This is a genomic window from Microbacterium sp. SCN 69-37 (assembly GCF_001724435.1).
Classification (GTDB): domain Bacteria; phylum Actinomycetota; class Actinomycetes; order Actinomycetales; family Microbacteriaceae; genus Microbacterium; species Microbacterium laevaniformans.
Genome location: NZ_MEEL01000055.1, coordinates 1 through 15291 on the forward strand (window position 1 = coordinate 1; position 15291 = coordinate 15291).

Annotated in this window: 11 protein-coding genes and 1 pseudogene; 8 read left to right on the top strand and 4 right to left on the bottom strand. The window is 68.9% G+C overall.

From position 1 onward, the window contains the following. Positions 1–601 precede the first annotated feature (601 nt). Together ABS64_RS13810 and ABS64_RS13815 are read left to right on the top strand one after the other, a co-directional pair. Positions 602–2128, top strand: coding sequence for a sugar transferase (locus ABS64_RS13810; RefSeq protein ID WP_292684269.1), 1527 nt, complete (start codon positions 602–604; stop codon positions 2126–2128). Next, a complete protein-coding gene (locus ABS64_RS13815) occupies positions 2128–3339 on the top strand; it encodes a DUF1972 domain-containing protein (RefSeq protein WP_292684271.1) in 1212 nt (403 codons plus the stop codon). Before ABS64_RS13810 ends, ABS64_RS13815 begins: the two co-directional genes overlap by 1 nt. A 38-nt stretch (positions 3340–3377) precedes the next feature. On the opposite strand, the gene ABS64_RS13820 is transcribed toward ABS64_RS13815, so the two are convergent. Next, a complete protein-coding gene (locus ABS64_RS13820) occupies positions 3378–3977 on the bottom strand; it encodes a protein-tyrosine-phosphatase (RefSeq protein WP_005050696.1) in 600 nt (199 codons plus the stop codon). Positions 3978–4396: 419 nt separating this feature from the next. Between ABS64_RS13820 and ABS64_RS13825 the strand changes: the two genes are divergently transcribed. The 6 genes from ABS64_RS13825 (at position 4397) to ABS64_RS13850 (ending at position 13179) form a co-directional block, all read left to right on the top strand. Further along, entirely contained in the window at positions 4397–5683 is a 1287-nt protein-coding gene (locus ABS64_RS13825; RefSeq protein WP_231477186.1) for a polysaccharide biosynthesis protein, read from the top strand. Continuing rightward, positions 5680–6912, top strand: a complete 1233-nt coding sequence (locus tag ABS64_RS13830; protein WP_036288574.1) for a glycosyltransferase — start codon at positions 5680–5682, stop codon at positions 6910–6912. Before ABS64_RS13825 ends, ABS64_RS13830 begins: the two co-directional genes overlap by 4 nt. Then, positions 6909–8300, top strand: a complete 1392-nt coding sequence (locus ABS64_RS13835) for a polysaccharide biosynthesis tyrosine autokinase (RefSeq protein ID WP_036288571.1) — start codon at positions 6909–6911, stop codon at positions 8298–8300. The genes ABS64_RS13830 and ABS64_RS13835 overlap by 4 nt, the downstream gene beginning before the upstream one ends. Positions 8301–8344: 44 nt before the next feature. Then, entirely contained in the window at positions 8345–9520 is a 1176-nt protein-coding gene (locus ABS64_RS13840; RefSeq protein ID WP_036288568.1) for a hypothetical protein, read from the top strand. A gap of 103 nt (positions 9521–9623) precedes the next feature. After that, a complete protein-coding gene (locus ABS64_RS13845; protein WP_292684276.1) occupies positions 9624–12083 on the top strand; it encodes a right-handed parallel beta-helix repeat-containing protein in 2460 nt (819 codons plus the stop codon). Positions 12084–12108: 25 nt separating this feature from the next. Beyond that, positions 12109–13179, top strand: coding sequence for a glycosyltransferase family 4 protein (locus ABS64_RS13850; RefSeq protein ID WP_005050702.1), 1071 nt, complete (start codon positions 12109–12111; stop codon positions 13177–13179). A 15-nt stretch (positions 13180–13194) separates the two neighbouring features. Here ABS64_RS13850 and ABS64_RS13855 read toward each other — a convergent pair whose 3' ends face one another. From ABS64_RS13855 to ABS64_RS13865, 3 genes and pseudogenes are all read right to left on the bottom strand, one after another. Next, complete coding sequence (locus ABS64_RS13855) at positions 13195–13758, bottom strand: acyltransferase (protein WP_005050703.1); 564 nt, start codon at positions 13756–13758, stop codon at positions 13195–13197. A 6-nt stretch (positions 13759–13764) separates the two neighbouring features. Next, the gene (locus tag ABS64_RS13860) at positions 13765–14907 is read right to left on the bottom strand and encodes a glycosyltransferase family 4 protein (RefSeq protein WP_051498813.1); all 1143 of its coding nucleotides are present in this window, start codon (positions 14905–14907) and stop codon (positions 13765–13767) included. Continuing rightward, positions 14904–15291 (bottom strand): annotated as a pseudogene (locus ABS64_RS13865) (hypothetical protein); the annotation flags it as partial. The gene ABS64_RS13860 and the pseudogene ABS64_RS13865, both read right to left, overlap by 4 nt.

Consider the following 15291-nt stretch of genomic DNA (forward strand, 5'->3'; position numbering starts at 1 on the left):
CGGCACCCGCGCCGACCCTGAACTCGAAGCCCGAGCGACCGCCGTCCTGGAACAGATCGGCCCACCACTGGCCGCTTGACAGCAATAGGAGCATCCACTGCCGGGGACTTGACCAGCGAGCGCAGCGAGTCGAAATACCTCGCGACCGCCTCTCATCGGAGGCACCCCGGGGCCTTTGAGCCGGTCTGGGGCCGGTCGCAGCAAGGAAGTGCGGAGACCCCGGCGGGCCGGCGTTCGACGCCGAGCGGATGACGCAGATCTGGGATGCCTCGCCGCGCGTGGCCGCGCAGCGACGGGCAGCCGTCGTCGACGCACTGGGGTAGGGCAATTCGACTCGGCGCGCGGCGCGGCGCCCAACGACCGAGAAATGCTCGATGAACGGCATCCGTCCACAGGCTGAATACTCGCGGTGGCGCTCGACGCGATTCGCGGGGTAGAGTCGCCCACGACGCACGCGTGACAGCCGGGGGGTTGGTCCGCAGGAGACGGGGGTCTTCGCGTCGTCTTACTGGGGGTGGACGGATTTCGATTCGTCCGTCGGTTTGCTGGGGGGCAAAATGCCGACTGCATTGCAGCGTTCGTCCGTGCTGGGGATCACACGATGAGCGCGCTTCACGACGCCACGGGCATCGCGACGACCGGGTTCGTTTCCCCGTTCCCGACCATCGCGTCCCGGGCGTCCGCGGCCGCACCACCGTCGCGCGCTCTCGAGCGCCGGCAGTCGTGGGAACGCCGCTACCGCTGGATCCTGCGCACGAGCGACGCCGCCGCGGTCGCCTTCACGTGCGCAGTGGCCTCGGTGGCCTCGATCGGCGCGGTGAGCGGTCCGCTCGCCGTCGCCGATCCTGGCCTCGTCTTCCAGATCGCCGCCGCGACGGCCGTGATCTGGCTCCTGATGCTCTCCGCCTTCGCAACGCGAGACGTCAAGCTCATCGGCTCGGGCGCCGCCGAGTACACCCGCATGATCCACGCGACCGGGTTCGCGTTCGGTCTTCTCGCCATGATCGATGTGGCCATCGACGTCGACGGCATCCGCGCGCAGCTCTTCGTCGCGCTGCCGCTCGGCATCGGCGTCCTGCTGTTCGAGCGCTGGCTCTGGCGCCGTTGGCTCATCCGCCGTCGACTCGCGGGCGCGTACACGACGCGCGCGGTCGTGGTCGGCGAGCGCGCAGACGTCGAGTACGTGATCCGCTCGATCGCCGACCCCGGCCTGGGCTACCAGGTGGTCGGCGCCTCGCTGCGCGGAGACGACCTCGACAGCCTGCGCGTCGGCGACGCCATCTACCCGGCGATGCGCACGCACAGCGTGGCCGAAGCAGCCGCAGCACTCGACGCCGACACGATCATCATCGCCAGCCGCGGAGACGAAGGCGCCGACGAGATCAAGCACCTCGCCTGGCAGCTGGAGAACACGGCCGCAGAACTGGTGATCTCCAGCCGCGTCTCCGATGTCGCCGGGCCGCGCATGTCGCTGCGGCCCGTCGAGGGGCTGCCACTCATCCACGTCGAGATCGCCTCGTTCACCGGCCGCGCCTACCTCGCCAAGCGCGCACTCGACATCGCGGTCGCTTCGATCGCACTCCTTTTCTTCGCGCCGATCGCGGCGGTCATCGCCATCGCGATCAAGCTCGACTCGCCCGGTCCGCTGTTCTTTCCCCAAGCACGGGTCGGGCGTGACGGCCACGAGTTCCGGATGATCAAATTCCGCTCGATGGCCGTGGATGCCGAGGAGCGGCGCGCCGCGCTGCTCGCGGCCAATGAGGGCGCGGGCCCGCTGTTCAAGATGCACGACGACCCTCGGGTCACCCGCGTGGGCCGGATCCTGCGGAAGTACTCGCTCGACGAGGTTCCCCAGTTCTGGAACGTGCTGGTCGGCGACATGAGTGTCGTTGGCCCGCGCCCTCCCCTTCCGAGCGAAGTCGCCACCTACGACGACGACGTCTTCCGTCGCCTGTACATCAAGCCGGGCATCACCGGCCCCTGGCAGGTCGGAGGACGCAGCGACCTCAGCTGGGAAGAGAGCGTGCGGCTCGACCTGCGGTACGTGGAGAACTGGTCGGTCGTCGACGACCTCCAGATCATGTGGCGCACTGTGCGCGTGATGGTGCGGTCCGAAGGAGCTTACTGATGACGTCTATCCTGAGCCGGCCTGTCGCGGAGGCGCCCACAGCTGTCGTCCCGGACAGGGCACTTCGGATCGCGATGATCGGTACGCGCGGTGTTCCCGCGTCGTACGGCGGCTTCGAGACCGCTGTGGAGGAAGTCGGCAAGCGGCTGGTGGAGCGCGGTCACGACATCACGGTGTACACCCGCGGATCCGAACACCGTGAACGCGAATACCTCGGGATGCGGGTCGTGCACCTGCCGGCGCTCCGACAGAAGCAGCTCGAGACCCTCAGCCACACCGGGCTGTCGGCCCTGCACGCGGTGAGCCGCAAGGCTCCGGATGCCGCTTTCGTTTTCAACGCCGCCAACTCTCCGTTCGTGCCGCTGCTGCGCGCTCGCGGCATCCCTGTCGCTCTTCACATGGACGGCCTCGAGTGGAAGCGTTCGAAGTGGGGCGCACGAGGTCGCGCCTATTACCGGTGGGCCGAGCAGTTCGGCGTGCGGTCCGCAGATGCCCTGATTGCGGATGCACCCGGCATAGCCGACTACTACGCCGACCAATTCGGTGTGCCTACAGAACTCATCCGCTACGGCGCTCCGATCATCGAAAGCGCTCCGATCGACGGCATCACCGCGTTGGGCCTTCGACCCGACGGCTACCATCTCGTCGTCGCGCGCTTCGAGCCTGAGAACCATGTGCTCGAGATCGTCGAGGGTTACCGAGCTAGCGGGGCAGCGGCGCCGCTGGTGGTCGTCGGCTCAGCGCCCTATGCGGCTGAGTACACCCAGCGCATCCACACCGCGGCGGCGGGCGACCCGCGCATACGACTTCTCGGTGGCGTGTTCGACCAGGATCTGCTTGACGCGCTGTACTTCCACGCCCGCACCTACGTCCACGGGCACTCCGTGGGCGGCACCAATCCGTCACTGCTGCGAGCAATGGGAGCCGGCACCGCGGTCATTGCCTGGGACGTGAACTTCAACCGCGAGACACTCGACGACCTCGGCTGGTTCTTCGAAGACGCGAGCGAGGTCGAGCGCCACTTCACCGACCTGGAGCTGGATCGCGAACAGGTACCCACCCTCTCGGCCGCCGTACAGGCGCGCGCGAAGGACAACTTCCGCTGGGATGACGTCGCGACCGCCTACGAGAACCTCGCAGGACGCATCGCGGCCGGCTCATCCGTGCACGCATCTGCGCGGCGGGCACAGCGCGTCGGTGCGACGGTCTGACACAACGAGCGCCCGTGGGCGCATCGCGCCCGGCCGTGTCAGTTCGTGGGGGCCATGAGGGCGACGAGACGCTCCGACAGCCGAACCGCCTCACGAACGCGCCTGGTGTGCTCCGCGAGCCGCGAGCCGTGCGCGTCCGGAAGATCGAGGGGATCGGCGGGTGCTCGCCGCCACGGGGACTGCCGTCCTGGCCCAACCCGCCTGTCGGTCACCGGCAGCCTGCCACGATGAGCGTTCAACGCCGCGACGAACTCGTCGACGTCACCGGATGCCGGCGCGAAGCGGCGCTCGGCGGCGATCTCGCCCAGCGCGACGGCTTCGGCGATCGTGAACACCCGCGAGCGTGAGCGCGGCGACATGACGGCCACGGCGGCCCGCTCCTCGCGTGTGGCGCCGAGGATCAGCCCCGCTGACTCGATGAGCTCCGCGCTCAGCCGCTGGGCACGATGCTCGGTTGCTGCCTGACGGCTACGTTCGTCCACGCCGACCGTTTCGGCGGTGACCGCACAGATCATCGCACCGGGCTGCGCCAACCGTCCCGCGCTGACCACATCGACACGCACACCCCCCTCGCGGGCGGCGGTCGCAAAGCCGATGGCCATCGCGGGCGAACGACAGACGTTGGCACTGCAGACCATCAGAACCCGCGTCACGCCTCGCCCCCGTCGTCGTCACGACCGACCCACCACGTCGGCCTCTCGCGGCCGCATGCACGCGCAGCGGCCGAAACCGCTATCCTAGTGTCCTGCGCGCTTGGGGGACTTGCGCGCGAGCCGGCAGTGGGGTCACGCAGGCGCGTTCGCTCGGGTGGTGAGACGCCGATGCGTGTAGCGTCTCGCGGACACTCCGGCGCATTGGGGGCAGAGTGAACGTGGGGACACAAGATCGGACGCGGCGCGAGCTGCGCGAAAGCCGTCTTTCAGACCATCGGGACGACGGCGGTGGCGCAAGCCGCGGGCCGAAGAGGGGCATCTCGCAGATCCGCGACCTCGGCAGCCGTCGCGGGACCATCCTGTCGCTGCTCTCGAGTGCCGGAGCGCGTTTTCTCGTCCTACCGGTGAGCGCCATCCTCGGCATCGTGGTCACGCGCCTCATCATCGACCACTTCGGCATCGACACCTACGCCCAGTACATCCTGCTCGTCGGCATCGCCGGGCTCATCCCGTTCAGTGATCTGGGTCTCACCGCGGCCATCATGAACGCCGTCGCGGGGGCAGATGACCCCCGTCGGGACAACAATCTGCGACTCGTCCTCGTGTCATGCCTGCGACTGCTCGCGGGTTGCTGCGTGACGGTCGTCAGCGTGGCGCTCATCCTGTACGCCACGGGCCTCTGGCCGACGCTCCTCGGTTCAGCGCTCACGCCCGAAACGGGCGCCCTTGCCGCGACGCTCTGCCTCGCCGTGTTCGGCTTCAATCTGCTTATCGCGTTCGGGCAGCGCATCCTCGCCGCACTCGGCATGAACGTCGTCGTCGTGCTACTCAGTGCCCTGCAGACCCCGATCGTGCTTCTCGCACTCTGGGCCATGATCCAGCTCGGTGCCGGCGGCGGCTACATCGCCGTCGCCTCCTACCTCGCCACCGCCCTGATCAGTGGGCTGGCGATCCTCATCGCCGCGCGGATGATCAGCCCGATGCTCGGGAGCGCCCTGCGCGGCGCTGTCGACCGCAAGGTCAAGGGTGCGCGGGTGTTCAACACGGCGTGGCCGATGCTGATCCAGATGATCGCGCTTCCGATCGCGATGTCGTCGGACCGGCTCGTGCTCAGCCTCGTCGGCACGGTGTCGGATCTGACCCAATACAGCCTCGCAAACCAGATCTTCTCGCCGGTGCTCGCCGTCGTGACCACCGCCGGTTTCGCCCTGTGGCCCGTCTTCGCCAAAGCACGATCGACCGGCACGAGGGCGCCCGTCTCGCCCGGCAAGATGTCGTTGGTGTTCGCGGGCGCCGCGGCACTCGCGGCGCTGATCCTCGCCGCCGCGTCGGGCTGGCTCTCCGAGGTCGCCTCCGGCGGCAAGATCCACCTCGACGCGCCGCTGCTCTGGGCATTCGGCGTCTTCATCGTCCTCCAGTCGGCGAAGTACCCGTTCGGCATGTACTTGACGGATGCCTCCGGTCTGCGCTTCCAGGCGTTCTTCATCCTCGGGATGCTGCCAGTGAACCTCGGACTCACGATCACCCTGATCCCGGCGCTCGGAGCCGTCGCACCCGTGCTCGGCTCGATCATCGGCGTCCTCTTCTTCCAGTTCATCCCCAACTGGTTCCTCGTCCGCCGACGGCTCGCCGCACTGGACGCGCGCACGCTGGAGAAGCACGTCACCGCGAGCACGGAGGTCGACGCGTGAGCGCGGACGCCCGCGCTACCGAGGAGCGCACCATCCTGGCGGTGCACCCGGGAGCGGAACTGTTCGGTTCGGACCGCATGTTTCTGGAGAGCGTCATCGGGCTCGCCGGACGGGCGCCGGTGCTGGTCGCACTGCCGGAGGAAGGACCGCTCGCCGACCGCATTCGCGCCGCCGGCGTCACGGTCGTCACGGTTCCCATGCTCGTCCTCCGAAAGTCCCTGCTGCGCCCGCGCGGCTGGTGCGCCCTCGTTCGCGACTCGCTGCGTAATCTCCGCAGCGCGCGGCGCCTCATCAGCCAGCACAGGCCTGCAGCGGTGTATGTCAGCACGGTCACGCTTCCGCTGTGGGGACCGCTCGCGCGCCTTCACCGCGTGCGCGCGGTGACACACGTCCACGAAGCGGAATCGACCGCCAGCGCGGTGGTTCGGCGGATGCTCTACGCACCGCTGCTCGCCGCCGACCGCATCGTCGTCAACAGCGAGTTCAGCCGACGCACACTCCTTCGGTCCTACTCCGCGCTCGCGGCGCGCACGGAGATCGTCCTCAATGGCGTGCCGGGGCCCTCCGCCCCCACGCCGCTGCGCACGCAGACACCCGACCCCCTGCGCCTCCTGTTCGTCGGGCGCCTGTCGCCGCGCAAGGGGCCGCAGGTCGCCGTCGCAGCGCTGGGGCTCCTCACCGAGGAAGGCACGAACGCCACACTGGATGTGCTGGGCACGGCGTTCACTGGATACGAGTGGTTCGAGCAGGAGCTGCGCGACCAGACCGAAAGACTCGGACTCGTCGACCGCGTCCGTTTCCTCGGCTTCGAGAGCGACGTATGGCCTCGCCTGGATGCGGCGGACATCCTCCTGGTGCCGTCCATCGTCGACGAGCCGTTCGGCAACACCGCTGTCGAGGGCGTGCTCGCCCAGCGCCCGGTCGTCGCCAGCGATACGAGCGGGTTGCGTGAAGCGGCGGGCGGCTACGCGTCGACCCGACTGGTCACCCCCGACGACCCGCGCGCACTCGCCGACGCGGTCGCGGGATTCTGCGACCAGTGGGCGGCGGTCGCCACCGCGACCGGGCGCAGCGCCGCGGAGGCCGACGAAAGGCACCACACCGACCGGTACCGCTCGAGTGTCGCGGGGCTCGTCACCGCCGTTCACCGGCAGACGACGCCCGGTGCGGCCGACGGACGCGCGGCGCTACGCTCGGGTACCGACCGGCTGAAGGGACAGACGCGGTGACGCTCCACGACTATTTCTCCGCACTGCGAAAGCGATGGGCGCTGCTTCTCGTCCTCACCATCCTCGGTGCGGCCCTCGGTTACGGGTACGGGACGCTGCAGACCGACACGTACCGCGCCCAGTCCTCCGTCGTGATCGTGCCGGCTCGTGGGGACACCACCAGTGAGCTCGTCCAGGGATCGAACTACGTCCAGGGGCTCGTCGCGACCTACACGGTGGTCGCCACGTCTCCCGTGGTCCTCGATCGGGTCATCGCGAGCCTGAGTCTCGACACGACCTCGCGCGACCTGGCGCGCATCGTGAGCGTCAGCTCCCCTCTCGACACGACCGTGCTCGAGATCGCCGTGACCGGCGCGGATCCCGGCCAGATCACCCGCATCGCCAACGCCGTGTCGACTGAGCTCGCGGATGCCGTGGAGAATCTGTCACCCCGGACGACCTCCTCCGGGCCCGCGGTGCGCGTGGAACAGATCAGCCCCGCAAGCGAACCGCGCTCTCCCATCGCGCCCAACACGCGCCTGCTCGCCGTCATCGGCGCCCTCATCGGGCTGCTCGCGGCGGCGGTCATCGCCATCCTGCGACAGGTCCTGACCACACGCCTCGTGTCGCGCGCGGACATCGCCGAGGTCACCGATATCGCCGTCCTCGGCCAGATCCCCGTCAACACGACGGGGGTACCGCTGGCCGTCGCCGTTCGCGACACCGCGTCGGGCTCGCTCGCCGAGGCGGTGCGCACCGTCGCGGCATCCCTGCGCTTTGCCAACGTGGACGGCGAGGCGAAGGTCGTCCTCGTGACATCGCCGGAATCCGGCGACGGCAAGTCCTCCATCGCTCTCACGCTCGCCGCGATCGCGGCCGAGCAGGACCAGCGGGTTCTGCTCATCGACGCCGACCTGCGCCGGGGCACCGTGGCCGACGTGACCGGCTTCGAGGGCGCGGTCGGTCTGACCACCGTGCTTCTGGGAGATGTCACCGTCGATGACGCCGCCGAAGCATGGGGAGAGTCGGGGCTGCGCGTGCTCACCAGCGGCGCGACGCCGCCGAACCCGGGTCAGCTGCTCGCTTCGGGTCATCTCCGGCAACTGCTCGCACAGGTGCGAGAAGAGTTCGATCTCGTCGTGGTCGACAGCCCGCCGGTGCTCGCCGTGAGCGACGCACTGTGGCTGGCGCCGGCCGTCGAAGGGATCATCGTCGTCGCTCGGTCGCGGCGAACGAAGCGCGAAGCTCTGGCTCGCACACTCGCCGAACTCGAGGCAACGCGCACGCGGATCATGGGCATCGTGCTGAACGACGTGAAGCGTGTGGCTTCGAGCCCCTACTACGAGAGGGCCGAGGTCCCTCACGCCGGTCGGTCGACATGGTTCTTGCGCGGTCGTCGACGAGGCTGAGGCCCGCCTCCGCCTGGCGGACACCGATCAGCGGAGAGGCGCTGATGGCGTTCGCGGTCGCCGTGGCGTCCGCGCAGCGGATCCGACTGCCGCTGGACATCCCGCTCGGCGTCGCCGTCTGCGCGCTGCTGCTGCCGGTCACACTCCGCGCGCTGCGTCAGTACCGGTTCGCGCCGACGATCGCGGTCTTCGCGGTCCTGGCGATCGCGAACGGCATCGTCCTCACCGAGCTCACGCGCGGGTGGGCCGGGACGAGCACGCGCATGGCGACAGCGAACTCGATCCTCCTCCTCGGGGTGGTCGTCACCGCGATCGCGCTCCTCTGGGTCCGCTCCCTCATCGGAGCGCAGATGATGGTCCTCGGGTTCGGGGTAGGAGTGCTGCTGTCGGTGGCATCTCGGGGAATCAACTGGGACAACCCGTGGAAGTTCACCTTCGCGGTTCCGTGCATCCTGATCGCGCTCTCTTTACCGCGCGTTTGGGGACATCGGCGAGCCCAGATCGCGGTGCTCCTCGTCCTCGCGGCGGTGTCCGCCCTCCAGGATTCCCGCTCGCTCACCGGCATGCTCGTCGTCGTCATGGCGCTCCTCTTCACGCAGGGGGCGCCGGGAACGTCGACGTCAGGGCGCGCCGCCCTGGTCGCGACCCGCGTCGCGCTCGTCGGCGTGGGCGGATACTTCCTCATCCAAGCCGCACTCCTCGACGGGGCGCTGGGCGAACAGGCCCAGGCGCGCTCCGTCGCCCAGATCGAGCGGTCCGGTTCTCTCCTGACGGGTGGTCGCCCGGAGTTGGGCGCCTCGATCGCGTTGCTCACCGCCCATCCGTGGGGATACGGGTCGGGCGTCTTCCCCACCGGCGAACAGGTCCAGGTCGCTAAGCAGGGTATGGTCGCTCTCGGCTACGACCCCGACAACGGCTACGTCAATCGCTACATGTTCGGCAACGGGTTCGAGGTGCACAGCCTCACCGGCGACCTCTGGATCCTCTTCGGTGTGCTCGGCCTCGCCTTCGCCGTCGTGCTCGCCCTCGCCGTCGGAGCGAGCCTCGTCATCCGGCTGGCATCGGGGACGGTGAGCGCTGTCGGTGCGTTCCTCGCACTGCGGCTGATGTGGGACCTCGCGTTCAGCCCGATCGGAAGCGCGGCACTCACCCTCGCCGTGACGCTGGCGGTGCTTCTGCCCGCCGTCGGTGAACGGAAGCCGCCACCCGCATCGCCGTGACGTGACATGAGGTGAGAAGTGTCTCATGTGGAAAGCGGGCTGTTTTCGCCGTGTTTACATGAACCTGCTCCTTCCCGTCCGCGCCACCCCGAAAGCGCTCCCCATGAGACGAACAGCACTTCCGCGCACCCTCGCACGCGGTCTGGTCTCCGCCTGCGCCGCGACCGCACTCGTCGTCACGAGTCTCGCCGTCGCTCCCGCCGCGACCGCCGCGACGACCGGCACCGATACCTTCGAACGCTCCGTGGCGAGCGGATGGGGTCCCTCCATCGACGGGCGCTCGTGGACGACGACAGCACCGTCGTCGACGAGCGTGGCGGGCGGGTCTGCCCGGGTATCCTCCGATCCCGGAACACAGACCACCCAGACCCTGTCCGGCGGGATGCCGCAGGATGCCACCCTCTCCGCGCTCCTCTGGCCGGAATCGCGCACGGCGACCGGAAACGGCCCCACGATCTCCCTCGTCGCCCGCTCGGAGGGCAAGACCTCTTACCAGGCGCGCGTGCGCTTCGGCACGAGCGGCGTGAACCTCTGGCTCAGCCGGATGGATGCGCGCGGCGCCGAGAGCGTGCTCGCCTCGAGCAAACCGATCGCCTCGATCGCCGCGGGTCAGAAGGTTCGTGCGGAGCTCTCCGTGTCGGGACAGTCTCCCGTCGTGCTCAAGGCCCGTGTCTGGATCGATGGGGCGGCCCAGCCCACCTCGTGGCAGCAGACCATCTCGGACTCGTCCGACGCCCGCGTGCGCGCGGCGGGATCCGCCGCGGTCAGCACCCACCTGTCCTCGGGCTCGCCGGCGATGGCGGTGCGCGTGGACGATGTGACCGTACTCGCCGCCACCGCGGCATCCACCCCCACGCCGGAGCCGACGGCGACGGCGACGCCGACACCCACCCCAACGCCGACAGCGCAGCCTGGGTCGACGACCGCCGGAGCGACGGCGGGCAGCGCCGCCGTCGGATCCACGCGGTACACGGTGCCCGCGGGTGCCATCTACGCGGCGGCGAAGGGCACGCGCACCGGAGCCGGAACCGCGAACAATCCCTACGGGAGCGCAGCGTACGCCGTCGAGAAGGCTCCGAACGGATCCACGATCGTGCTGCGCGGCGGCACGTACCGCGAGTCTGTCTACATCGGCTTCAACAGGAAGCTCACGATCCAGTCGTACCCCGGCGAGGCCGTGTGGTTCGACGGAAGCTCGCCGGTGAGCGGGTGGACGAAGTCCGGATCCACGTGGGTCGCGAACTGGAGTCACCCATTCGACCGCCGCGTCTCATTCAATGCGAACCTCGACGAGACGGCGCGCTTCACCGACTCCCGCAACCCCCTCGCCGGCTACCCCGAACAGGTCTGGATCGATGGCGAGCCGCTGCGCCAGGTCGGCAGCGCAACGCAGGTCACGAGCGGGACCTTCTTCGCAGACACGTCCGCGAAGCGCCTGATGATCGGATCGGATCCCTCCGGGCGCCGCGTCGACGCGAGCACCCTGACCCGCGCCATCCAAGTGCAAGGCACGGGAACGACCCTGCGTGGCTTCGGGGTGCAGCGCTACGCGACGACCCTCAACATGATGGGGACCGTGACCGCCGAAGTACACGACATCACCCTGGAGAACCTCGTCGTGCGCAACAACGCGACGATCGGCGTCTACGCCTGGAACGACAACCAGACGCTCAACAAGCTGACGGTGACGGGGAACGGGATGCTGGGCATCGGCGCGAACGGCACGCACGACCTCCGCATCACGAACTCGGTCGTCAGCGGCAACAACACGCAGGCCTTCAAACCGGCCCCCGTGTCCGGCGGCATGAAGCTGTCCGGGATCGACAAGGGCCTCATCTCCGGCAATGTCGTCGCCGACAACGACAGCGCGGGTGTGTGGTTCGACGTGAGCTCCTACGATCTCACCGTCACCGGCAACCGGGTCACCGGCAACTCGACGACCGGGGTGCAGGTCGAGATCAGCGAGAAGGCGATCATCGCCGACAACTACATCTCGGGCAACGACATCGGGCTGCAGATCAGCAACAGCGGATCCGTACAGGTGTGGAACAACGCGATCGACGGAGTGAAGCGCGCGTTGAGCTTCACGCACGACAGACGTCGCCAAGAGGTGTCGTCGCTGGCATCCAAGATTCCGTGGGTGATGAAGAACATCACACTGCGCAACAACGCCATTTCGTACAGCGCGGGCGGCTCATGCCCGATGCTCACGCAGGACTACAGCCAGAAGATGTACGGCAACGACTTCGGCATAAGCCTGGACGGCAATGTCTACCACCGTGCGACCGCTTCGGCTCCCAGCAACTTCGCCTGCTGGGCGAACGGGACGGCCGGCACCCGGAGCTTCAAGACACTCGAGGACTTCTCGCGCTTCACCGGCAATGACCAGAGGTCGGCGCTGTGGATGGGAAACCCGATCTTCGCATCCGATCTGAAGGTGGTGTCCGCCGTCCTGACCGCGCCGAAGGCCACGACCTACGGCCTTCCATCGGATGTCGCGACTGCCATCGGCCAGAAGGCGGGCGCCACCCGCGTCGGCCCGTTCACGGCACCCGCGAAGTAGCCGCTGCGAGCTCTAGCATGGGTCCATGGGGGCAACGGGGGCAGTGCGCGCACGGGGGATGAGCGGGGCGGGCGGGTCGGACGACGTGGTTGTCTTCTATCCGGCCGGCAAGGACCTCGCCGGCTGGGCTCGCGACTATGGGGCGGGTGCTCGGCCTGACGCGTGGCCGTACGGCCTGAACAAGCTGGCACACCACGTGTCGAGTGTCAAAGCCCGCAATCTTCCGCGCGACACAGCCATGCAGGGCGCCCTGCGCCGACTGATGCGCGCCACCCCGCCGGCTCTGTGGCGTGGCCGCGGACCTGTGGGCCTGGTCTGGGATGAGAACTCCGTCGACAGACTGGCCGCCGTCCCCGCCCTGCGATCGCGATTCAGCGGTGTTGTGTGGCTGACCGACCAGCTGGCGACGAAGGAGCCGTCGTGGCTGGCGGAGAGACGATCGATGCTGCGCCGCATGGACGGCCTCTGGGTGCTCAGTTCGGCGCAGGTCGGGCCGCTCCAGCACTTCATCGGCGAGGACGGCCCTCGGGTGCACCACGTCGTCTTCGGAGTGGATGCCGATTTCTTCCACGCGGCGCCGCCGCCGGAAACGCCGCTGCTGGTGAGCGTGGGCGGGGATCGCGATCGCGATGCGGCGACACTGTTCCGCGCGCTCGCACGGGTGCGGCACGAGCGGCCCGACGTCGAGATCATCATTCAGACGACGTCACGGGAGGAGCCGCCGGCGGGGGTGACCCTCGTCCCGCACCTCTCACACGGGGAGCTCCGCCAGCTGTACCAGCGCGCCTCGGTCTGCGTCATCGCGACCAGGCCGAACACCCACGTCTCCGGGATGACGGTGGGGCTGGAGAGCATGGCGACGGGGCGCCCGCTCATCATCACCGAGACGCCGGGAATGGCGGACTACTTCGGCGGCACCGACGGCGCGCAGATGGTGGCGCCGTCCGATGCCGACGCTCTCGCCGCCGCTGCCCTACGGCTCCTGAACGACCCGACGCAACGGCAGCGACGAGGCCAGGCGGCGAGAGCGCACGTCGAGGGCGGATTCACCACGGACCATCTCGGTGCGCGTGTCGCCGCCGTCGTCTCCGTCTGATCCGAACCGCCCGGATCAGGCGGGAGCCGAGCCCCAGTCGGTGACCTGGCCGACCTCACGCGCCGGGTTGCCGCTCACGATGACGCCCGGTGCCACGGACCGCCGCACGATCGAGCCGGCGCCAACGACGGCGCCCTCTCCGACGGTGACACCCTTCAGCACCATGGAGCGAGCGCCGATGAGCGCGCGCGGACCCAACACGATCGCCGCCTTGTGGGGGCGTCGGGTCCCGTCCGCGTTTTCGATCCAGTGGAAGTCGGTGTCCATGATCTGCACATCCCACGACACGCGCGTTCCCCGCTCGATCGTGACACTCGTGGCGGCATTGACGATCGTCCGGTCTCCCAGCTTCGCGCCTTCGCGCAGCGTGAACGTCGCGCCGTCACCGACCCAGATGCGCACGCCGGTGGTCAGCGTCGCGCCGCGCTCGATTCGATAGCGTCCGGGGCCGCTCAGCCGGACGCCGCGTCCGATTCGAGCGCCCGGATGCCCGCGGAGCACCCCCCGCGCATACGAGAGCAGGTGCCGCCGCCGCGACCAGACGCCGCGCAGCAGCCGGCGGAGGTTCGGTGTCGACATGCGTTCTCACCCTTCGATTCCATACAACCACTCACGTGCGGCGACCCGACCGTCCCGGTCCGGCAGGGCACGTTGCACGTCGCCCGGCGTGACCGACTGGCGTAGCGCGTCGATCATCGCGCCCGTAAGCCGCTCTGCGACCTGCGCCTCCGGCACGACGGCGTGCTCGTGTGCTCTCAGCCACGGGGCAATGCCGGTCTCATCGGTCGTCACCACGACGCAGCCGTAGGCCAGTCCTTCGACGAGCGGCAGACCGATCTGCTCCTTCCACAACGGCCGCCGGCGCGAGGGGAGCACGAGCACCTTGGCGCGCGCGAGCTGGTCGAGGATGACGTCACGCGGCGGCGCGACGAAGAGCTCCACGCGGGGATCCGCCTCCGACAGCAGCCGCGCCTGTTCCACACCGTCGCCCCGTCCGACGATGACGAGCCGGGCGTCAGCGACGGTGTCGCGCACCTGCGACCACGCCGCCATGACGTCGGGAAAGCCTTTGCGCGCCGCGAGATCGCCGAGAAACAGGATGCTCGGCGGACGCGCGACGTCCGCGCTCGCCCCCAGGTCGACCGCGACGGGCAGCGCCTCGACGAGGCGCGCAGCACCGCGTCGAGTGCTCCCGAACTCATCACGATAGAGATCCCGCGCATCGGGGGTTCCGAAGGCGATCCGGTCGAGCGAGCGGGCGACCAGTCGCGCGAGAGGGCGGTGCAGTTCGAACTTCACCCGCGCCTTCCAGGGCAGGTTGGCGCGCAGCGTCGAGGTCGGCACGTTCGCGATGGCGTAGGTGACGACCGTCGGCCGGGGGCGCCTCGTCAGGAACGCCCGCACGCGCGCCGCACCGATGAAGAGCAGGCTGCGCAGTGCAGCACGGGTCACCAGCGGCTCGTTGACCTCTACGAGATCGACGGCGTGGGTTGCCGCGTACCAGGCGGCGCCGATGAGGCCGGCGCGCTCGACACGGACCCCGTCCGCCACGCGCTCGTCGAAGTCGTAGCGCTTCTCTCGATAGAGCAGCGTCACCCCGTCGGTGTCGGCGATGCGCTCGAGATGCGCCGTGCGCGCGACCTCGTAGAGCTGGACGACATTTCTGCCGCCCGTTCCTGAGGGTGCCCCCGAGTCCGCGCGCACGCCGGCGGTCTTCGTCTCACTCAAGGAATCGTGGTGACGGTGAGGTTGTCGAAGGTGAGGGTCGCGGGAACGTTGACCGCGGTGTTGGGCATGTACGCGTACACACCGGCCGAACCCGCCACCTGCAACGCCGCGACGTTGTTCGTCCGCTCGACCTGCCAACCCGGCTCCGGCGTACCGTCCTTCCAGACCTTCGCCGAAATCGACGTCACACCCGCCGACGTGGACGTATCCACCACGAACCGATACGACGCACCCGGCTCAATCACCACACCGGTCTCCACCGCCGCACCGATCGTCGTCGACGTCCCCCGCAGCACGTTCAACCGCGCCGTCCCGTCCGCACCCACACGGATGCGCACCATGTACTGGTCATCAGCGACACGACGCGTCACCGCACCGATGTAC